The organism is Corynebacterium sp. HMSC05C01, assembly GCF_001807155.1.
GTDB lineage: Bacteria > Actinomycetota > Actinomycetes > Mycobacteriales > Mycobacteriaceae > Corynebacterium > Corynebacterium coyleae.
In genome coordinates this window covers 167,093-185,564 of sequence record NZ_KV787967.1, presented here as the reverse complement: position 1 = coordinate 185,564, position 18,472 = coordinate 167,093, and the positions used below count along the sequence as shown (strand labels likewise).

20 protein-coding genes are annotated in these 18,472 nt (G+C 63.7%); 12 read left to right on the top strand and 8 right to left on the bottom strand.

The genetic code is table 11. The annotated features are described in order from the left end of the window. Nucleotides 1-4 precede the first annotated feature (4 nt). Nucleotides 5-1,297 carry a M20 family metallopeptidase gene (locus HMPREF3145_RS08805; RefSeq protein ID WP_070422846.1) on the bottom strand — a complete coding sequence of 431 codons (1,293 nt, stop codon included), beginning with the start codon at nucleotides 1,295-1,297 and terminating at the stop codon, nucleotides 5-7. Between the two features lie 226 nt (nucleotides 1,298-1,523). On the opposite strand from HMPREF3145_RS08805, the gene HMPREF3145_RS08800 reads away from it, so the two are divergent. The 3 genes from HMPREF3145_RS08800 to HMPREF3145_RS08790 all read left to right on the top strand — a co-directional run bounded on the left by HMPREF3145_RS08800 (nucleotide 1,524) and on the right by HMPREF3145_RS08790 (nucleotide 4,137). Continuing rightward, a complete protein-coding gene (locus tag HMPREF3145_RS08800; protein ID WP_083279477.1) occupies nucleotides 1,524-3,065 on the top strand; it encodes an AbgT family transporter in 1,542 nt (513 codons plus the stop codon). An 18-nt stretch (nucleotides 3,066-3,083) separates the two neighbouring features. Then, nucleotides 3,084-3,740, top strand: a complete 657-nt coding sequence (locus tag HMPREF3145_RS08795; RefSeq protein WP_070422845.1) for a TIGR03089 family protein — start codon at nucleotides 3,084-3,086, stop codon at nucleotides 3,738-3,740. 73 nt (nucleotides 3,741-3,813) lie between these two features. Continuing rightward, nucleotides 3,814-4,137 (top strand): hypothetical protein, encoded by a 324-nt coding sequence (locus tag HMPREF3145_RS08790; RefSeq protein ID WP_070422844.1) that lies wholly within the window; start codon nucleotides 3,814-3,816, stop codon nucleotides 4,135-4,137. A 50-nt stretch (nucleotides 4,138-4,187) separates the two neighbouring features. On the opposite strand, the gene HMPREF3145_RS08785 is transcribed toward HMPREF3145_RS08790, so the two are convergent. The 3 genes from HMPREF3145_RS08785 to HMPREF3145_RS08775 are packed head-to-tail and all read right to left on the bottom strand — an operon-like array spanning nucleotide 4,188 to nucleotide 6,319. Then, complete coding sequence (locus HMPREF3145_RS08785; protein WP_083279476.1) at nucleotides 4,188-4,655, bottom strand: YdcF family protein; 468 nt, start codon at nucleotides 4,653-4,655, stop codon at nucleotides 4,188-4,190. Continuing rightward, complete coding sequence (gene purE, locus HMPREF3145_RS08780; protein ID WP_070422842.1) at nucleotides 4,648-5,151, bottom strand: 5-(carboxyamino)imidazole ribonucleotide mutase; 504 nt, start codon at nucleotides 5,149-5,151, stop codon at nucleotides 4,648-4,650. The genes HMPREF3145_RS08785 and purE overlap by 8 nt, the downstream gene beginning before the upstream one ends. A gap of 4 nt (nucleotides 5,152-5,155) precedes the next feature. Then, nucleotides 5,156-6,319, bottom strand: coding sequence for a 5-(carboxyamino)imidazole ribonucleotide synthase (locus HMPREF3145_RS08775; protein WP_083279475.1), 1,164 nt, complete (start codon nucleotides 6,317-6,319; stop codon nucleotides 5,156-5,158). Between the two features lie 58 nt (nucleotides 6,320-6,377). On the opposite strand from HMPREF3145_RS08775, the gene budA reads away from it, so the two are divergent. Next, nucleotides 6,378-7,106 carry an acetolactate decarboxylase gene (gene budA, locus HMPREF3145_RS08770; protein ID WP_070422841.1) on the top strand — a complete coding sequence of 243 codons (729 nt, stop codon included), beginning with the start codon at nucleotides 6,378-6,380 and terminating at the stop codon, nucleotides 7,104-7,106. Here the strand turns inward: budA and HMPREF3145_RS08765 are convergent. Both HMPREF3145_RS08765 and HMPREF3145_RS08760 read right to left on the bottom strand, forming a co-directional pair. Continuing rightward, nucleotides 7,103-7,558: a hypothetical protein gene (locus HMPREF3145_RS08765; RefSeq protein ID WP_070422840.1), complete on the bottom strand. Its 456-nt coding sequence runs from the start codon at nucleotides 7,556-7,558 to the stop codon at nucleotides 7,103-7,105. The genes budA and HMPREF3145_RS08765 overlap by 4 nt on opposite strands. Nucleotides 7,559-7,580: 22 nt before the next feature. Beyond that, nucleotides 7,581-8,312 (bottom strand): biotin--[acetyl-CoA-carboxylase] ligase, encoded by a 732-nt coding sequence (locus tag HMPREF3145_RS08760; RefSeq protein ID WP_070422886.1) that lies wholly within the window; start codon nucleotides 8,310-8,312, stop codon nucleotides 7,581-7,583. Between the two features lie 210 nt (nucleotides 8,313-8,522). On the opposite strand from HMPREF3145_RS08760, the gene HMPREF3145_RS08755 reads away from it, so the two are divergent. The 5 genes from HMPREF3145_RS08755 to HMPREF3145_RS08735 all read left to right on the top strand — a co-directional run bounded on the left by HMPREF3145_RS08755 (nucleotide 8,523) and on the right by HMPREF3145_RS08735 (nucleotide 12,640). After that, nucleotides 8,523-9,770 (top strand): ATP-binding protein, encoded by a 1,248-nt coding sequence (locus HMPREF3145_RS08755; protein WP_070422885.1) that lies wholly within the window; start codon nucleotides 8,523-8,525, stop codon nucleotides 9,768-9,770. A 132-nt stretch (nucleotides 9,771-9,902) separates the two neighbouring features. Next, nucleotides 9,903-11,426, top strand: a complete 1,524-nt coding sequence (locus HMPREF3145_RS08750; protein WP_070422839.1) for an acyl-CoA carboxylase subunit beta — start codon at nucleotides 9,903-9,905, stop codon at nucleotides 11,424-11,426. A gap of 10 nt (nucleotides 11,427-11,436) precedes the next feature. Next, nucleotides 11,437-11,622 (top strand): acyl-CoA carboxylase subunit epsilon, encoded by a 186-nt coding sequence (locus tag HMPREF3145_RS08745; protein WP_070422838.1) that lies wholly within the window; start codon nucleotides 11,437-11,439, stop codon nucleotides 11,620-11,622. Beyond that, a complete protein-coding gene (locus tag HMPREF3145_RS08740) occupies nucleotides 11,622-12,215 on the top strand; it encodes a Maf family protein (protein ID WP_070422837.1) in 594 nt (197 codons plus the stop codon). The genes HMPREF3145_RS08745 and HMPREF3145_RS08740 overlap by 1 nt, the downstream gene beginning before the upstream one ends. Nucleotides 12,216-12,241: 26 nt before the next feature. After that, entirely contained in the window at nucleotides 12,242-12,640 is a 399-nt protein-coding gene (locus tag HMPREF3145_RS08735) for a DUF3151 domain-containing protein (protein WP_070449528.1), read from the top strand. A gap of 239 nt (nucleotides 12,641-12,879) precedes the next feature. Here the strand turns inward: HMPREF3145_RS08735 and HMPREF3145_RS08730 are convergent, their stop codons facing one another. After that, nucleotides 12,880-13,941: a Cj0069 family protein gene (locus HMPREF3145_RS08730; RefSeq protein ID WP_070422883.1), complete on the bottom strand. Its 1,062-nt coding sequence runs from the start codon at nucleotides 13,939-13,941 to the stop codon at nucleotides 12,880-12,882. 302 nt (nucleotides 13,942-14,243) lie between these two features. On the opposite strand from HMPREF3145_RS08730, the gene HMPREF3145_RS08725 reads away from it, so the two are divergent. Together HMPREF3145_RS08725 and HMPREF3145_RS08720 are read left to right on the top strand one after the other, a co-directional pair. Then, complete coding sequence (locus HMPREF3145_RS08725; protein WP_070422836.1) at nucleotides 14,244-15,128, top strand: sulfurtransferase; 885 nt, start codon at nucleotides 14,244-14,246, stop codon at nucleotides 15,126-15,128. Nucleotides 15,129-15,188: 60 nt separating this feature from the next. Continuing rightward, entirely contained in the window at nucleotides 15,189-16,973 is a 1,785-nt protein-coding gene (locus tag HMPREF3145_RS08720) for an acetyl-CoA carboxylase biotin carboxylase subunit (protein WP_246817571.1), read from the top strand. 138 nt (nucleotides 16,974-17,111) lie between these two features. Here HMPREF3145_RS08720 and HMPREF3145_RS08715 read toward each other — a convergent pair whose 3' ends face one another. Next, nucleotides 17,112-17,945, bottom strand: coding sequence for a chymotrypsin family serine protease (locus HMPREF3145_RS08715; RefSeq protein ID WP_070422835.1), 834 nt, complete (start codon nucleotides 17,943-17,945; stop codon nucleotides 17,112-17,114). A 23-nt stretch (nucleotides 17,946-17,968) separates the two neighbouring features. On the opposite strand from HMPREF3145_RS08715, the gene HMPREF3145_RS08710 reads away from it, so the two are divergent. Beyond that, nucleotides 17,969-18,472, top strand: coding sequence for a GNAT family N-acetyltransferase (locus HMPREF3145_RS08710; protein ID WP_070422881.1), 504 nt, complete (start codon nucleotides 17,969-17,971; stop codon nucleotides 18,470-18,472).

The following is an 18,472-nucleotide window of genomic DNA, read 5'->3' as shown; positions in this document are numbered from 1 at the left end:
TCATCTAGGCCTCATCTAGCAGCGCCTCCACGGAGATCGCCCCGCCCGCCGCTTCGAACTCCTCGCGAGCGCGCTGCAACAGCACCGGGTCATTGAGTACGTCGGCGATGACTTGGCCGAGCCCCACCGCGGAGTCGATCACGCCGTCCATTGCGGCCGGGGTGATCGCCGCATCGGCGAACTTAGTGGTGTGCAGCGCGGTGCCCTCCGGCGCGATCTTGACCAACGGGTGGATGCCGGGCACGAGCTGTGAGACGTTGCCAAAATCTGTCGACGCCGCCTGCGAGTCCGGCAAGATCCCACCCGGCAACACTTCCCTACCCCGCGCCTGCTGGGTCGCTCCCCAGCGCGCCGCCAAGGTTTCGTTGTTCCGGACAGGAAGCGACATTGGGTGGTTATCCCACTGCACATCCACGCCGGTGCCGGTCATGAGGGCGGCACCGGTAAGGATGTCGTCGATACGCTTGCTCAAATCCATAAGTGTTTCGGTATACAGCGAACGCACGTAGAGGCTCAGCGTGGCCGTCTCCGGAATGATCGATGCCCTCGCACCACCGTCCGAGATGATTGCGTGTAGGCGATCCGACGGCGGCATCTGCTGGCGCAACAACCCCATGGCCTGGTACGCAAGCGTCGCAGCATCAAGCGCATTGCGCCCCATATACGGCTGCATCGACGCGTGCGCGGCAACACCGGTAAACGTCGCGGTAAGCGAGCGGCGCCCCGTCCACGCGTGCGACACCAGGTCGTAGCAGAACGGGTGGATCATCACCGCACAATCCACGCCGTCGAGCATGCCGCCGCGGATCATGTACTCCTTGCCGGTGTGGCCCTCCTCCGCCGGGGTGCCAAGAAACACGATGCGGCCCGAACCCGAACCGACCGCGCCGAGGAAACCACCCACCCCGGATGCAGCGATCACGTTGTGGCCACACGCATGCCCGATACCCGGCAGCGCGTCGTATTCAGACATCACCGCCACCGTCGGATGTGTGCTCGGGTCAAAGTCGTCGCTTTGCCACTCCGCACGCAGCGCTGTTTCCACGCCATGCGCCCCTTGCTTGACGACGAACCCCTGCCCCTCAAGCACCTTCGCAATCACAGCCTGCGCATGGAATTCCTGAAACGCCTCCTCCGGGTTCGCGTGCAGGTCACGCATGATGTGTTCCAGGTCGGCCCGGACGGCTTCGACGTTGCGCTCGACCTTCCCCCACACCGCGTCACGCTCCGGATAGCCCGGCTCAACCGGGAACTGCGGCGACGCAGCGGCGATCTCATCTCGCACCACTGCGTCCATGCGTTGCAGGAAGGCAGGGTTCGGTGGGGTTGGGCTGGTCGGGCGGTTGGGATGCGTTTCGCTCACGGTCCGCTCACTCTCCGTCGATCGGATTACGTTTCTACAAAACCCTAGCGCAGAAATAATGTGACTGGTACAACATATACGCATGAGTACGCGAAAAGCCACAGAGAGCGCCGAGCTCGAGCGCTCTGCCGACAGCAGCCCACCACAGAAGAAAACCGCAATGGATCGCCTCCTCGGCACCATCGAGTCGGTAGGCAACAAACTTCCGGAGCCATTCACGCTCTTCCTTATCCTGTTCCTCATCACCGCGGTGATCTCCACCGTGATGGCGTACTTCGGGGCCGAAGTCGCAGTGCCCGGCGAGGACGAAAGTGTGAAGATCAAAGGCTTCTTCACCGGTGAGGGCCTGGCCTGGTTCACCACCACCCTCGGCCAGAACTACCTCGGCTTCCCGCCACTGGTCACGGTCCTGCCAATCATGCTCGCCGTGGGCGTTTCCGAGCGCTCCGGCATGCTCTCCGCGCTCATCCGCAAGCTCTTCGGCTCCGCTAACCGCTCGGTTCTGCCGTACGCGGTGGGCATCATCGGCGTGACCGGCTCGATCATGGCGGACGCCGCGTTCGTGGTCATCCCGCCGCTGGCCGCGATGGTGTTCAAGGCCGCTGGCCGCCACCCGGTCGCAGGCCTGCTCGGTGGTTTCGCCGCCGTCGGCGCTGGCTACTCCACCGCACTAGTGCCGACGTCGCTGGACGCCCTGTTCGCCGGCATCACCAACGCCGTGATGGAAACCCTGCCGAGCATGGACGCCACCGAGGTCAACCCGGTGTCCAACTACTACTTCAACATCGCCGCCTCTATCATCCTGGGCCTAGCGTGTGGCTTCATCATCGACAGGATCCTCGAGCCCCGCATGCACAAACTCGACGTCCCCCAGGAGATGGTCGAGGGCGACGACGGCATGAACCGCGACACCGACGGCAACGAGATCTCCGTCGAACTGACCAAGCCGGAACGCCGCGGCCTGATGTGGGCGGGCGTCGCCACGCTTATCGTCACGGCAATCATCCTGTTCGCAGTACTCATCCCGGATTCCCCGTGGCGCAACGAAGAAGGTGGCTTCCTGCCGAAGTCCCCGCTGCTGCAGTCGATCGTGTTCATCGTCTTCACCTACTTCATGGTCCTCGGCATCGTCTACGGCAAGGTCGCTGGCACAGTGAAGAACATCAAGGACGTCGTGGACATGATGACCAAGGCGATGGGCGACATGCTCGGCTTCCTGGTTCTCGCGTTCATCCTCGGCCAGTTCATTTCCCTGTTTAGCTGGTCCGGCATCGGCACCTTCTCCGCCGTCAAGGGCGCAGAGATGCTCGAGGCTGCCGGCATCACCGGCTTCGCGGCAATCCTCGCGTTCATCATCCTGGCGTCGTGCCTGAACCTGTTGGTTATTTCCGGCTCCGCGATGTGGACTCTAATGGCAGCCGTGTTCGTCCCAATGTTCGCCCTGATCGGCTTCGAGCCGGCCTTCACGCAGGCCGCGTTCCGTGTCGGCGACTCCGCCACCCAGATCATCACCCCGCTGAACCCGTACATCATCGTGATCCTGACGTTGCTTCGTCGATACGAGCCCAATGCGGGCCTGGGCACGCTGATGTCGCGCCTGATCGTGTTCGTGGTTCCGTTCTGGGTGTCCTGGGCTGCCCTGCTGTTCATCTGGTACATCTTCGACCTGCCGCTCGGCCCCGGCGCTGCCATCTTCCTGTAGTGCCTACACTGGGCGAGCATGAGCATGCTCGCCCCACTTCTCGCCGCAGATCCCGCATCCCCGCGCTTCACCATTTACGACGATGCGCGGGGATTACGCATGGATTTCTCCGCCCAAACGCTGGACAACTGGGCCAGCAAAGTAGCCAACATGCTCGACGAGGAATTCGACCTCCCCCTCGACGCGAGCATCGTCATCGACCTGCCCGTCTCCTGGCAGGCTGCGGTGATTGCGGTTGGCACGTTCAACTCTTCGCGCGCTCCGCTCATCGACGACCACCCCACCGCCCCCGATATCGTCTTCACCACCCCGGAACGCGCCGAAAACTGGACCGACGCCACCGAGTGCGTCCTTGTCTCCGACGACCCGTTCGGCCGCGGCGTCGAGGAAGCCGGCGGCACCATTCCGCCCGGCACCGTGGACTTCGGCCCCACCGTGCGCTTCTACGGCGACGACTACTTCGGCAACAGCCCAGACCTGTCCACCTTCGCCCAGCCATGCGTTGAGGCCGAACGCTACCTCGCCCAAGATTGGCGTGGCACCGATGACTTCACGATGTCGGTGATGGTACCGCTGGCCGCTGGTGGATCCGTGGTCGTCGTCACGGGTTCGGTATCCGATGAACGGCTCCAGGAGATCTCCGCCGCTGAGAACGTCACGCGCCGTATCCAGTAGTCATGACTGTTACCCCTGCACTCCTGGGCTAAGCTGTGCCGGACACTACCCGCATTGATGAAGGGAATCCGGCATGTCCCGCACGCTGATCCGCCGCGCTGGTGCGCTGGCTCTCGCCCCCGCACTGACCGTCAGCCTCGCCACCGCAACTGTCGCCCCGGCCCAGGCTGAGACCACGGCTCAGACGGAAACCGAGAACACAAACAGCACCCCGAAAGACAAGAAGATGGCCACCGGCCCGGGTAGCTCCGAGTACACCCAGGATGAAGTCGATAACGCAGGGCGCTTCGTCGCGCTGCTGGTCGGTGCGGCTGCGATCATCGCCACCCTCGGCGCAGCAGGCCTGTACTTTGCTGGCCCACACTTCGGCATCAACCTGCCGGGTCTCCCCCGCTAGTCCCGGGCGCCGCCGTGCTGGCCGACGCCGCCCGGCACGTGTTGCATGGCTCAGCGGCCGAAGAGGCGGCGGGCGAGTCGTCGCCAAGCAACGCGCGTGATGGAGTGCGGCACGGCGAACACTTCGCGCGCGTAGTTTTTCTTCCGCGAGGTTTCAGGCGTCGTCGCAGCGACCATGCGCACCGGGATGCCCAGGTGCCACGCCCACACGCGGGTACGGGGGACGTGGAAACCGCTGGTCACTACGGTGAGGTACGACGCGTCGGGGAACAGCGCGCGGGAACGTTCCAGGTTTTCGTTCGTGGACCGCGCATGCGGCTCGAGCACCACCGCCTGAGCAGGCACACCGTGGGCGGTGAGCCAGGCGGCCATGATGTCGGCCTCCCCGTCGCCGGACACCACGATCGGCGCCGGATTCGCACGCCATACCTCGAGCGCCTTGTGCAAGCGGTGCTCGAGCATGCGAGAAGGGCGCCCGTCCACAATCCGGGCGCCCAACACAACGATTGGGTTACTCACCCATCAGGCGCTGGCGCAGCGCCTCGTCCTTGCGCTCTACCTCGGCTGCCATGCGTGCCTGGTAGTCCACCATCTTGCGCTGCACAGCCGGGTCGGCGGCACCCAGGATGCGGGCGGCGAGCAGGCCGGCGTTCTTTGCACCACCGATGGAGACCGTGGCCACCGGGACGCCACCGGGCATCTGCACGATGGACAGCAACGAATCCATGCCGTCGAGCGTGTCCAGCGCGCGCGGGATACCGATGACCGGCAGCGGCGTGGCCGCGGCGACCATGCCCGGCAGGTGTGCGGCACCGCCAGCGCAGGCGATGATCACCTGCAGGTCACGGGCGTGTGCTTCCTTGGCGTAGGCGAGCATCTTGTCCGGGGTGCGGTGCGCGGAGACCACGCCGACCTCGAACGGGATGCCAAACTCGGCGAGTACCTCGGCGGCCGGGGCAACGGTGTCCCAGTCCGAGTCCGAGCCCATGATGATGCCAACTTGCGGCTGTGCCATCTGCTTAGTCCTTCCAGGTTGCGTGGATGATGTAGTGCGCGGCATCCTCGGCGATCGCGAGTGCCTCCTCGACGGTATCGGCGCACACATTGACGTGGCCCATCTTGCGGCCCGGACGGTGGTCCTTGCCGTAGAGGTGCACCTTGGCCTGCGGGTACTTGCGCATCACCGCGACGACACGCTCGGCCATCGGAGTGTCCGGATCCTCGTCGCCGCCAAGCGTGTTCACCATGACGGTCGCCGGCGCAAGCGTGTCCACGGCACCGAGCGGCCAGTCCAACACCGCGCGGATGTGCTGCTCGAACTGGGAGGTCAGGCAGCCGTCCTGGGTCCAGTGGCCGGTGTTGTGCGGGCGCATGGCCAGTTCGTTGACGGCCACCTCCGGGCCGTTCGGGCCCTCGTACTCGAACAGTTCCACCGCCAGCACGCCGGTCACACCCAAGCCTTCGGCGACACGCACGGCGAGGTCTTCGCAATGCTTGGCCTGCTCGTCCGACATGTTCGGTGCGGGCGCGATGGCCACGCGGCAAATGCCGTCGTCCTGGCGCGATTCCACCACCGGCCACGCACGCACATCGCCGGAACGGTTGCGCGCCACCATGGCGGACAACTCACGCGTAAACGCGACCTTCTTCTCTGCCATCAGCGGCAGGTCGCGGCTCAAAAGCTGCTCCACGAGTTCCGCGCATTCGCTTCTCGACGACGGGAACCACACCCCATGCCCGTCATACCCACCCCGCGTCGCCTTCAGGCAGACCTGACCATCGTTGTCGTCCCAGAACGCCTCCGCGTCCGCAGCCGACGTGATCGCTGCGAACGGCGGCACCGGCAGGCCCGCCTCCGCGAGGCGGCGGCGCTGCTCGAGTTTGTCCTGGGCGTAGATGAGGGCTTCGGGGCGGGGTTCGACGGCGACGCCGTCGTCGATAAGCAATTGCGCGTACTCGTTCGGCACATGCTCGTGATCAAACGTGACCGCGTCCGCGCCCTCGACGATCGCGAGCAGATCCTCAAGGTTGGTGTAGTCGCCGATGCGGACATCACCGAAGACTTGCGCCGCCGACTTGTCCTTACTCGACGCGAGCACGCGAGTGTCCACGCCGAGCTCGATAGCTTCTGTTTGCATCATTCGTGCCAATTGGCCGTCGCCAAGCACGGCGACAACAGGCATCCCATACGCGTTACTCACGCCCCACACTGTAGTCGGCCAACCGACTAGCATCGCAGCCATGTCTGAAACCATCGCCCGCCACACCATTTTCCAAAACTCTCTCATGACCGCACTTCTCGACGGCATCTACGACGGCGAGCTCACCATCAGCGACATCCTGAGCAAAGGCAACTTCGGCCTCGGCACCTTCGACGCCCTCGACGGCGAGATGCTCATCCTCGACGGCGTATGCCACCAACTCACCTCCGACGGCAAAGCCCGCGTCGCTGACCTCGACCAACGCACCCCCTTTACCGTGGTGACCAACTTCGTACCCCGCCTGCGTTTCGACGCACCCGCCGGCATGGTCCGCGCCGAACTCGCCAAATTTATCGACGACGCCGAACCCAGCCACAACTTCTTCACCGCCGTCAAAATCACCGGCCGCTTCAAAGAAGTCCGCGTGCGCACCGTGACCAAACAAGAAAAGCCCTATCCCCCAATGTCCGAGGCGGTCTCCGACGACGCCGAACACATCTTCACCGACGTCGAAGGCGTCATCGGCGGATTCCGCACCCCCATGTACGCCAAAGGCATCGGTGTGCCCGGCTGCCACGTGCATTTCATTGACGACGACCACACGCGCGGCGGCCACGTTCTCGACTACACCGTCGACGACGCCGTCATCGAACTGTGCCCCGGCACCGACATGGAACTGCACCTGCCCGTCACCGCCGAATTCCTCGGCGGGCACCTCTCGCCTGAGGACCTCGACGAGCAGCTCCACACCACGGAAGTCAAGGACTAGCCGCGCAGCTGCGACTGCAGCACCTTCTCCACCGCGCGCGTCTTGCCCACCCGGTCAAACCGCACCGGCTGGGCGTAGCCGTACAGCGCGATCCACAAGCCCCCGCGCTCCCGCCGCACCGAATGGATCTGGCGCAACGGGATCGAATCCACCGCGCCACGCCGCCCCCTTGCGAGGACGCGCTTGTCGGTGACCACGAAGCGCCTGCGTCGCGACGACACCAACGGCAACACAAACCGCCACAGCGCAAGAATCGCCCAGATCAGCACCACAATGTTGCGCATCCCCGGATCGATATGCGGGGTGACGTCCATCCAGCCAATCGCCATCCAGGCAACACCGGTGAGCGCCACCAACTCCAGCAACGGGAACGTCAACGAAGAAAGCGGCGCACACACATCGGCGAGGACCACCTCGTCCTCGCCGACGCGAAACACCGCTTTGTTAGCCATGACCGGCTAGGTTACTGCACGCCTACTGGGTCGGGCGGAGGTGGTGGACATCGCCGACGGAGAACGCGGTGTCGTCGATAAGCACCTCGCCCTCATCATTAATGCCCGTGACCAGGCCGCGCACCGTCTCCTCCCCCTCGCGTAACTCCAGGCGAACCTGCTGGCCGATGGTCGAACAGACCTTGCGGTAATCCTCCAACAACTGCGGGTCGCGCTCCTGCCACTGCTTCAAACGACGACCCATCGCGGCGAGGATGTCGGCGGTGAACTCGTCGAAATCCACGTCAATGCCCTCCAGGTTCAGGGCGGTGGCGGTCTCCACCGGCAGATCCTCCGGACGCATAGCGACGTTAATGCCGATGCCCACAATCACCCGCGGCATATCCAACGCCGAGAGGATGCCAGCGATCTTCTTGCCGCCAATCTGCACATCATTGGGCCACTTCAACTGCGCCTGCGGCACCACATCCGTCACCGCCACCCCCGGCGCGATAGACAGCAACCCGAACGGCGGCGGGGTATCGGTCACGTCGATGACCATGCTCATGGCCAACTGCGAGCCCTTCGGCGATACCCAATGGCGGCCCAAGCGGCCCTTGCCAGCGGTTTGCTCATCGGCGATGAGCACCGTGCCCGGCGCGGAACCGTCCTTGAGCAGGTCCGCGTTCGTCGACCCGGTGGACTCGACCCACCGCACGTCAGTCCAGTATCCGGCCATCTTGTCCTGAATTGCCTGCACGTCCTTGACACTCATGTGCACGAGCGTAGTAGCGGGCAGGGTGTTGGGGTTTCGGTGCCCCTCTCCCCGCAAAGGTCAGTTAGCGCGCTTCGCCGAAGAGGCACCCCATTTCTGAAAATTGGGTAGTAGGAGTCCTGAAAATCAGGTAGTAGCCCTTCTGAAAAACGGGTAGTAGAAGTCCTGAAAATCAGGTAGTAGGAACTATTCATGCTGTACACTACCCGTATGTCTTATCTTCGGCGCACGCTTGATGACGAGCTTGATCTCCTCATGCCTCACCTGCCCGCAATCGCAATTGACGGACCAAAAGGTGTGGGTAAGACCGACACCGCAAGGCGCCGAGCCAACGCTGCTTGGTATCTCGACGATCCCGATATGAGGAACGTTGCCGAGGCAGATTTCTCGCTCTCCTCCGCACCAGATGAAACTCTTCTACTAGATGAGTGGCAGCATCTTCCCCAGATCTGGGATTCTGTCCGACGCCAAGTAGATCAGGGCGCTGGGCCCGGGCGCTTCCTCCTCACCGGCTCTGCTACTCCAGTCGACCCGAAGGGCTCACACTCTGGGGCCGGACGCATCGTCTCACTGAGAATGCGACCAATGGCAGTGCATGAACGTGGCGTCGCTAACCCCACATGCAGCTTCGCCGGGATCTTGGCCGGAAACACCGATGTAACTGGTTCTTCTGACTGTACGCTCGACGACTACGCACGCCTCATCACCGGAAGCGGATTCCCCGCCATCGCTTCCGCGAATCCGCTCATCCAGGTCACACTGCTGGATTCCTACATTGAGCGAATCATCGATCGTGATATTCCCGATGCAGGATACGAGGTGAGACGGCCGGAATCGCTTCGAAGCTGGTTGCGCGCATACGCTGCTGCAACAGCCACTACCACCGCTTACTCCAGACTGCTTGATGCGACCACCGGCGGTCAGACTGAACAACCAAATCAGAAGACCACACTCGCATATCGTGAGCACCTTGCAAAGATTTGGCTGCTTGATCCAGTTCCTGGTTGGGTTCCAGAAAACAATGAGTTCAAACGCCTGCAGCAAGGCCCAAAGCATCACTTGGCTGACCCTGCACTCGCTGCCAGGCTTCTTGGAATATCCCCATCTGGCCTCTTGAGTAACCGTGCTGCGCACATGTTCGGGCCGCTTTTCGAGTCTCTGTGCGCGCTCACCCTGCGTGTACTGGCCCAAGCAAACAGGGCCAAGGTCTACCACCTCAGGTCCAACGCGGGAGAGCGGGAAGTCGACTTCATCATTGAGGGCGCTGAACGGGAGGTGCTCGGGGTGGAGGTCAAGCTGAAGCCTCATATCGACGACGCCGACGTCCGACACCTCCTATGGTTGCGCGAACGTATTCCAGACCGCGTCACCAACCTCATGGTCCTTACCACGGGGAAACAGGCTTATGTACGACGTGACGGTGTGATCGTTATGCCTCTCGCGCTTCTCGGCAATTAGTGTTCCCCGCTCCCTCACCCCAACCCCGCGCCCCGGCCAGGCCAACCACGCCCCGCCGTAGCGAAACGTCCGGCGACGCGCCGTCGATAGGCAATGTGGCAGGAACAATCTCGGAATCTAGACTGGGGCGTTATGAGTTCATCTAAACCCGACATGACCACGACGGCTGGCCGCATTCAGGATCTGCGCAATCGCCTGGATGAGGCGCAGGCACCGGTCGGTCAGGACGCGATCGATGCTGTCCACGAGGCTGGCGGCACCACTGCTCGTGAGCGCGTGCTTTCGCTTCTCGACGACGGCACGTTCGTGGAGACCGACGCCCTGGCCAAGCACCGCGTCGAGGCATACAAGATGGACAAGTCCAAGCCTTCCACCGACGGTGTGATTACGGGCTACGGACTTATCGACGGCCGCCGTGTCTGCGTCTTCTCCCAAGACCCGACCATTTTCGACGGCCAGGTCGGTGAGGTGTACTGCGAGAAGATCCTCAAGATCTACGACTTAGCCACCAAGACCGGCGTGCCGCTGATCGGTATCTATGACTCGACCGGCCCGCGCTGGAAGGAAGGCATTGTTACCGCGCATATGCAGGCGCAGATCCTGCGTGCGGCAACCCGCGCGTCGGGTTTGATCCCTCAGATCGCGGTCGTGGCCGGTGACGTCGCAGCCCTTGCGGCGGCCACCGTGCCGATGGCGGATATCACCGTCATGGCCGAGGGCGCGTCCCTGCACGTGACCACGGCGGACATCGTGACCAAGGTCTCCGGCGCAGAAACCACTTCCGATGAGCTTGGCGGTACCGCCGTCCACGCCACGGAGACCGGCCTGGCGCAGCTCGTCGCCGCCACCGACACCGAAGCGGTGGACCTGGCCCGCACCGTGGTCAGCTACCTGCCGCTGAACAACAAGGCCGCTTCCCCGCTGGGCGCGGACAACGCCGAGGCTTCCGCTGCTGAGGCCGACTTGGACGCCTTCATGCCTGACGACGACAACCAGCCCTACGACGTCACCGACATCCTGGCTTCGGTCACCGACGGCGACGTTCTGGAACTCTCCGCTGGCTTCGCAGGTTCCGTGGTCACCGGGTTTGCGCATGTCGGTGGGCGCGCCGTTGGTGTCGTCGCCACGCAGCCGAGCGTGCTGGCCGGCTGCCTGACCCGCGACGCCGCCCGCAAGGCCGCCCGCTTCATCCGCACCTGCGACGCGTTCAACCTGCCGGTCGTGCAGTTCGTGGACTCCCCCGGCTTCCTCCCGTCGGTCGAAGAGGAGCGTTCCGGTTCCGCCACAGCCGCTGCCGCGCTCGCCTACGCGTTTGCAGAGGCCCAGGTGGGCACGATCACCGTGGTCACCCGCAAGGCGTTCGGCCCGTCGTACGCGCTGCTCGGCTCGAAGGGCCTGGGCGCGGACCTGGTGTTCGCTTGGCCGACCGCACAGATCGCACTGGCAGACGCCACCACCGCCGCCGAGGCGATCGGCACCGACGAGGAGCAGTACGCCGCGGACAACCTCAACCCGTACGTGGCTACTGAGCGCGGGCTTGTCGACGCCGTCATCGAACCATCCACCACCCGCGCCCGCGTCCTCGAAGGCCTGCGCCTGCTCGAGCGCAAGGTGACCTACCCGGCACAGAAGAAGCACGGCAACATCCCGCTGTAAGGAGGCTGACGTGGATATTCAGGTAGTTAAAGGCAACCCCACCGAGGCGGAACTGCAGGCGCTGACCGAGGTGTTGCTGCAGCTCCAGCGCGAACGCAAGCAGTCCGGGGTGCAGCCGGACGCCAACATGTGGGGTGCGTCCCACCCGGCGACTGCGTTTAATCCGCACGCGTTCGATTCGGCGGCGTATTTCTAATGCGGTTGGTGTTGGCGTCGCAGTCGCCGTCGCGACGCATGCTGCTCGAACAAGGCGGCGTCACCCCGGTGCTGCGCCCCGCGCACATCGATGAGGATGCGGTGATCGCTGCACTTGGCAACGTCCCACCCGCCACCACCGTTGCCACCCTCGCCCGCGCGAAAGCCGAGACGGCGATTGCGCAGTTCCCCGACGATGTTGTTGTTGGCTGCGACAGCATGCTGCTTCTCGACGACACCTTGCTGGGCAAACCCCACACCGTCGACGAAACTATCCGCCGGTGGAAAGCACAGCGCGGTAAGGAAGCACACCTGCTCACCGGGCATGCGGTGTGGTTCGGCGGCGAATGGGTCGTGGATACCGTCACCACCGCCATCCGCTTCGGTGACGTATCCGATGCCGACATCGAGGCCTACGCCCGCTCCGGCCAGCCGCTTCAGTGCGCCGGCGCGTTCACGCTCGAGGCACTCGGCTCCTGGTTTATCGACTCCATCGACGGCGACCCCACCAGCGTCATCGGCCTGTCCATGCCACTTTTGCGCCGCTGCCTGTACCGCTTCGGGCTGGACGCCTCCGACTTCTGGACCGCGTAGCGCACGTTGTGGGTAGCCTGGCCATCATGGAAATCAACGACATGCTTGCACCGAAGCCCATCGAACTTCCCGCAGACCCGGCCACCGGCAAGGACCTCCTTGCCGACGACACCGCGCTCGCCCACCCCGATTCCCCCGCCGTCTGGGCCACCCGCGCCGAGCGTGAACTCGAATCCGGCGACAAACTCATCGCTTACGCCTACGCCCGCACCGGTTACCACCGCTCCCTGGACCGCCTGCGCGCCAACGGTTGGAAGGGCTGGGGTCCGGTCCCGGCGTCCCACGAGCCGAACCGCGGTGTGCTCAAAGCCATCGCGATGCTCGCGCTGACCTCCAAGGCGATTGGCGACGACGCCGAGTACGACCGCTGCCGCCAAATGCTCTCCGATGCCGACCCGGCTAGCGTAAAGGAGCTGCTGGGGTAGGCGTCAAAAGCAGATCGTCTAGCTGCCTGTGAGGGGGCACTAGACGATCACGAGTCCCCGGATGCATTTCCCCAGGTGATATTGAAAATAGATATCAATAAAATGCGGATCGTCTAGCAGCTCCGAAATGCAACTAGACGATTCGCATTCCCGGTCGGCGAAAACCGGGTCACGACAGACAAGAAGCCCCGGCACGGGATTTTCGGGCCGGGGCGTTGGTGTCGTCGAAAAGTCAGCGCTTACGCGTGCTTCGCCTCCACGCGCTTGATGGCCTCCTCGGCCACCATCTCCTGGATGCCCATGTCGAGCTCCGAGGTGAAGCCGACGCAGGAGCAGTTGATCTCGCCGAGGACGTAGGTGTCCTCCCCGGTCTCGTCGTCATCGGCAAGCATGAAGTCCGCGGTCCAGATCAGCGGAATGTTGTCGCCACCGAGGTTCTCGGCGATGACCGGGCGGGCCTCGGCGAACATGTCGACGAGCTCCTGCCACTCCTCCGGCTTCTGGTAGGTGTACTTCGCGCCGGAGAACAAGGTTGCGGAGAACGCGTCGCCGCCCTCAGCCGGCTTCTTGTGCACAACGAACACCGGGTGCGGGCCGACCAGCAGAATGCGGATCTCACCCTCGACGATGCGCGGCATGAAGCGCATGTCCACGAGCATGCCGTTGTCGCCTTCGATGTACTGGTCACAGAAGTCCATGAACTCGCCGAGCTCGCGCTCCTCAGTGTGGTTGTCCACGGCCTCGGTGCACTTGAGCTTGGTGTCCAGCGGCAGGGCAGTGCCCGGTTCGACGGAGTCGGCCAGGGCTTCGTCGGCAAGGCGCACGCGCCAGATGCCGGAGCCGGTGGAGCCGCGGTTCTGCTTGAGCACGCGCTCGCCGTAGGACAGGGAGGTCGGGAAGGTGTTGTGGAAGTCCTCAACCTCGTAGTACGCGGCGGTATCTTCCGGCACAAGGTCGGTCTTGTTCAGCTTCACCAGGGCATCCTTCGCACCGTAGGAGATCATCTCCTGCGGGGTGGACATGCCGACCAGGCCGGCCTCGGACAGGCGGGTAAGCAGGTCAAAGTAGCCCTTTTCGCCGCCCGGGATGTTGCCCGGGTTCACACGCGAGATGTAGCCGTCGAAGTTCTCGGAGACGTACGTGAACAGGTCGTCGGCCCACTCCGGACGGAAGTAGACAACCTCTGCGTGCCAGCCCTTTTCCTTGATGGCGTTGACAATGGGCATGGTGTCCTTGCGGTGGCCGTCAATGTATTTGTCGGAGCCGCCCTCAACCTCGAAGACAACAATCGCCTTGTGCACGGTGATCCCTTTCATGATGTTGTCCCGCAGCGTGTGAATGCGGTCAGCGCATGCATCGGCGGGGTAGGTAAAAACTCGCGAAACATCTCAGCCGTAGCCGTCGTGTTCCGTCTCTGACTCTATCGGCTTAAAGCGACCCACACAGGGCGGCAGAATTGATAGTGTGCAAGTTCACACCTGTTGTGGCGAGGCGAGGTTTCTCGCCGATTCCGGCCGGGATTTGCTGGTACTACCTGTATCCTTGTCGGTGATTGTTCACTCGCCTATTCCGGCGGGGGCCGCAGAGACGAAAGGCAGCTGACGTGGGTATCGAACTCGACGACAATCCCCAGTTCAAGGACTACGCACATCCTGAGAAGTTTGTCACCGCCGCGTGGCTTTCGGCGCGGCTCGGCGTGGATGGTCTGAAGGTTGTCGAAAGTGATGAGGATGCGTTCCTCTACGACATCGGCCACATTCCGGGCGCGGTGCGCATTGACTGGAAGAGCGATCTTAACGACGAGCTCAACCGCGACTTCATCGACGGCGAAGCCTTTGCCAAACTCATGCGATCCCGCGGCATCAGCCGCGACGACACGGTGGTGGTCTACGGCGACCACGCCAACTGGTGGGCTGCCTACACCGCCTGGGTGTTCGAGCTGTTCGGCCACCCCGACGTGCGCTTGCTCGATGGCGGACGCGACGCGTGGATGGGTGAGGAGCGCGACACGTCCTTCGTCGTTCCTTCCTACCCCGAGTCTGACTACCCCGTGGTGGAGCGCAAGGACACCGCAGTTCGCACCTTCGCCTCCGAGCTGCTGGATAATCCGCCGGAGCAGCTTATCGACGCCCGCCCAGCCCCCGCTTACCGCGGCGACGGCACCGCCCCTGTGCAACCCCAAGTACCGACGCTGCGCCAGGGCCACATTCCGGGCGCGTTTAGCGTCCCGTGGGGCCGTTCCGTGCACCCGAACGCGCGCTTCCGCCCGTTGGAGGACATCCGCGAGATCTACAAGGATTTCGATCCGAAGAAGCGCACAGTGGTGTACTGCCAGTTGGGCGAAAGCGCGTCGCACACCTGGTACGTCCTGAACAATATTCTCGGTTTCGAGGACGTTGCGCTGTACGACGGCTCCTGGGCCGAGTGGGGCAACATGGTCCGCGTCCCCGTGGCTAAAGGGGATTCCCGTGGTGGGGCTGTAACATAGAACGACATTTGTCCGATTTTCTGACGGTTCGTATTTCCGATTGAAGGACGGGATTGCTTCGTGTCCACCACCGCACCGAATACTGATCTGCCCCGCAGCCTGAGCAAGGTGCTCGTCGCTAATCGCGGCGAGATTGCCGTGCGCGTCATCCGCGCGTGCCAGGACGAAGGTGTTGCGTCGGTCGCGGTGTATGCAGACCCTGATGTCGATGCGCCGTTCGTCGCTCTTGCCGACGAAGCCTTCGCCCTCGGCGGCACCACCGCCGCCGAGTCTTACCTGGACATGGACAAGGTCATCGACGCCGCGCAGAAGTCCGGCGCCGACGCTATCCACCCGGGCTACGGCTTCCTCTCGGAGAACGCCGAGTTCGCGCAGAAGGTCATCGACGCTGGCCTGACCTGGATCGGCCCGTCGCCGGAGGCCATCGCGGCACTCGGCGACAAGGTCACCGCCCGCCACATCGCTGAAGCCGCCGACGCCCCCATGGCACCCGGCACTAAGGACCCCGTGGCTAACGCTGACGAGGTCGTTGCGTTTGCCGACGAGCACGGCCTGCCCGTTGCCATCAAGGCAGCTTTCGGCGGTGGCGGTCGCGGCATGAAGGTCGCCTACACCCGCGAAGAGATTCCGGAACTGTTTGAGTCCGCCACCCGCGAAGCCACCGCAGCGTTCGGTCGTGGCGAGTGCTTCGTGGAGCGCTACCTGGACAAGGCCCGCCACGTTGAGGCGCAGGTGTTGGCTGATCAGCACGGCAACGTTGTCGTCGTCGGTACGCGTGATTGCTCCTTGCAGCGTCGCTTCCAAAAACTTGTCGAGGAAGCACCCGCACCGTTTTTGACCGACGAACAGCGCGAGCGCATCCACTCCTCTGCCAAGGCGATTTGCCGCGAAGCCGGCTACTACGGCGCCGGCACCGTGGAGTACCTCGTGGGCTCTGACGGGCTGATCTCGTTTTTGGAGGTCAACACCCGTCTACAGGTCGAACACCCCGTCACCGAGGTCACCGCCGGCATCGACCTCGTGCGCGAGCAGTTCCGCATCGCCCGCGGTGAAGAACTGCTGCTGACCGAAGACCCGACCCCGCGTGGCCACGCTATTGAGTTCCGCATCAACGGCGAAGACGCCGCCGCAAACTTCATGCCGGCACCGGGCACCGTCGTTGCATACGCTGAGCCCACCGGCCCCGGAGTGCGTGTCGATTCCGGCGTGCGCGCAGGCTCCGTCATCGGCGGCCAGTTCGACTCCATGCTGGCGAAACTGATCGTCTACGGCGCCACCCGCCAAGAGGCCATCCAGCGTGCCCGCCGCGCACTCGGCGAATACGTGGTCACCGGCTTCCCCACCGTCATCCCCTTCCACCAGGCCATCCTGGATAACCCGGCATTCGTCGGCACCGAAGAGGGCTTCGACGTGTACACCCGCTGGATCGAGGAAGAGTGGGACGGCGAACTGCCCGCGTCCAGCGCCGATGCATCTGGTGACGACGCCGACACCGACCTGCCGACCCGTCGCACCTTTGCCGTTGAAATTGACGGCCGCCGCGTCGAAGTCGCCCTACCCGAGGAACTCGTCACCGCAGGCCCCGCCAAGCGCAAGCCGAAGAAGCGCCGCGCAGGCAAGGCTGCTGTCTCCGGTGACGCCGTCGCCTCCCCCATGCAGGGTTCCGTGATCAAGGTCAACGTCTCCGAAGGCGACGAGGTTGCTGAAGGTGACGTCCTGCTGGTCCTCGAGGCCATGAAGATGGAGAACCCGGTCAAGGCACACAAGGCCGGCACCGTCACGGGCCTCGCCGCCGAGGCTGGCGGCCAGGTGTCCAAGGGCGCCGTGCTCATGGAGCTGAAGTAGCTGGTTGCTTCGGTGGCGCTTGTCCCACCCATTGCCCTGACAGATTTTGCAGAATCTGTCAGGGCTTTTCTTTGCGACGCTGCGACCAGGCGTTTTATGCACCTTCAAAGGCCGCCTGACACATTCCGCCACAATCTGTCAGCGCAGGCCTATGGAAACGGCGAACTGCTCCAGCACAGGTCCGATAAACGGCACGAGGAAGCCCAACACAACGGCGACCGCCACAACAATCGTGGCGATGGCCTCCGGAGAAGCGCTCGAGCCAGAGTGAGCCACATTGGTCGCGGGCGACTCGGGGGTCTCGGCGTCGTGGGTAACGGGCGTACCAATCGGTTTCGTGGCGCTGATCAGCTCGATCTCCTGCGCCTCCGTCACGCCTGGCCCGTTGAGCGGCTTCGAAGCACGGTTCAAGGAGGCCGACTCGCTTTTCCGGTTCGACACGGTGCTCACACCCGAGTAGACCGCCACCAGTCCCCTACCGGGCGCCCAGACGGGTGCGCCGGAGTCGCCCTTCACGCCAGCGCCGCCGTCCCAGTAGACGTTGTTGCCCACACGGCCGGTGTACGCACCACACTGCTGCTGTCCCCGGCTGAGCAGGCAGATCTCGTCGTTGGGGTGAAGATCCTCGAGGTCCACCACGGCGTCGGTGGTGATGGTGTTCGCGCCCAGTTGGACACCGTCGTCCCAGCGGATGATGCCCCAGTCGTTGCCGGTCGCAGACCTACCAAACTCCGTGGAGGGATAGAACGTTCCGTTCGCCTGGCCCACGGCGGCGCGGCTGCCGTGTTCGCCACAGTGTCCGGCGGTGTAGCTAATCCGTTGGTTGGGGTCGTTGAATCCGATGGAGCAAATGCCCTTATCGACGACTACCACGCGGGCGCCCTGCTCCACCACCGGAACCTCGGCGTTGGCGATGGGGGTGAGGGCAAGGGTGGTTGCCGTGGTCGTCGATAGGAATATGCGTCGAAGCATGGGAAAAGATTAACGTGGTGCGCATGGATTACACACCTCAGTTCGAACTACGTGAAGCGACCGAATCTGACCGGACGTACCTGCGCCGGCTGAACTTTCTTACCGACGTGTTCGGTGACGAGCACGGCGAGATCGGCCAAGAGGAAGCTGAAGGGTCTGACGACTACGTCGGAAACTGGGATCCGGAAGCCGAGGGCGGCGTTCTCGCGTTCGATCAGTTCCGCGTGCCGGCGGGCGGTGTGTGGCTGCGCTACTGGTCGACGCCCGAGCAGGGCTGGGCGAACCTGGGCAGCGATATTCCGGAAATCGCGATTGCGGTGGAACGCCGCTACGCAGGGCACAAACTCGCCGTCCGGCTGCTGGCTGCCGCGGTGGAGTTGGCCGCGAAGCAGGGTGCGCCGAAGGTGGCGCTGTGGGTGGACCCGAACAACGAGCGTGCCCGCCACCGCTACGAAACTTTCGGATTTAAAAACGTCGACGGCCACGACAATGTCATGGCCGTCGACGTGAAGGACTTCACCGCCTAA

Excerpts from the sequence above, each read along its gene's own strand:
- HMPREF3145_RS08765 (WP_070422840.1), bottom strand. The coding sequence starts at position 7,558 with ATGGCTAACAAAGCGGTGTTTCGCGTCGGCGAGGACGAGGTGGTCCTC.
- HMPREF3145_RS08755 (WP_070422885.1), top strand. The coding sequence starts at position 8,523 with ATGTCTTATCTTCGGCGCACGCTTGATGACGAGCTTGATCTCCTCATG.
- HMPREF3145_RS08795 (WP_070422845.1), top strand. The coding sequence starts at position 3,084 with ATGAGCATGCTCGCCCCACTTCTCGCCGCAGATCCCGCATCCCCGCGC.
- HMPREF3145_RS08710 (WP_070422881.1), top strand. The coding sequence starts at position 17,969 with ATGGATTACACACCTCAGTTCGAACTACGTGAAGCGACCGAATCTGAC.
- HMPREF3145_RS08735 (WP_070449528.1), top strand. The coding sequence starts at position 12,242 with ATGGAAATCAACGACATGCTTGCACCGAAGCCCATCGAACTTCCCGCA.
- HMPREF3145_RS08790 (WP_070422844.1), top strand. The coding sequence starts at position 3,814 with ATGTCCCGCACGCTGATCCGCCGCGCTGGTGCGCTGGCTCTCGCCCCC.
- purE (WP_070422842.1), bottom strand. The coding sequence starts at position 5,151 with ATGGCACAGCCGCAAGTTGGCATCATCATGGGCTCGGACTCGGACTGG.
- HMPREF3145_RS08750 (WP_070422839.1), top strand. The coding sequence starts at position 9,903 with ATGAGTTCATCTAAACCCGACATGACCACGACGGCTGGCCGCATTCAG.
- HMPREF3145_RS08715 (WP_070422835.1), bottom strand. The coding sequence starts at position 17,945 with ATGCTTCGACGCATATTCCTATCGACGACCACGGCAACCACCCTTGCC.
- HMPREF3145_RS08805 (WP_070422846.1), bottom strand. The coding sequence starts at position 1,297 with ATGGACGCAGTGGTGCGAGATGAGATCGCCGCTGCGTCGCCGCAGTTC.
- HMPREF3145_RS08740 (WP_070422837.1), top strand. The coding sequence starts at position 11,622 with ATGCGGTTGGTGTTGGCGTCGCAGTCGCCGTCGCGACGCATGCTGCTC.
- HMPREF3145_RS08760 (WP_070422886.1), bottom strand. The coding sequence starts at position 8,312 with ATGAGTGTCAAGGACGTGCAGGCAATTCAGGACAAGATGGCCGGATAC.
- HMPREF3145_RS08800 (WP_083279477.1), top strand. The coding sequence starts at position 1,524 with ATGGATCGCCTCCTCGGCACCATCGAGTCGGTAGGCAACAAACTTCCG.
- budA (WP_070422841.1), top strand. The coding sequence starts at position 6,378 with ATGTCTGAAACCATCGCCCGCCACACCATTTTCCAAAACTCTCTCATG.
- HMPREF3145_RS08775 (WP_083279475.1), bottom strand. The coding sequence starts at position 6,319 with ATGCCTGTTGTCGCCGTGCTTGGCGACGGCCAATTGGCACGAATGATG.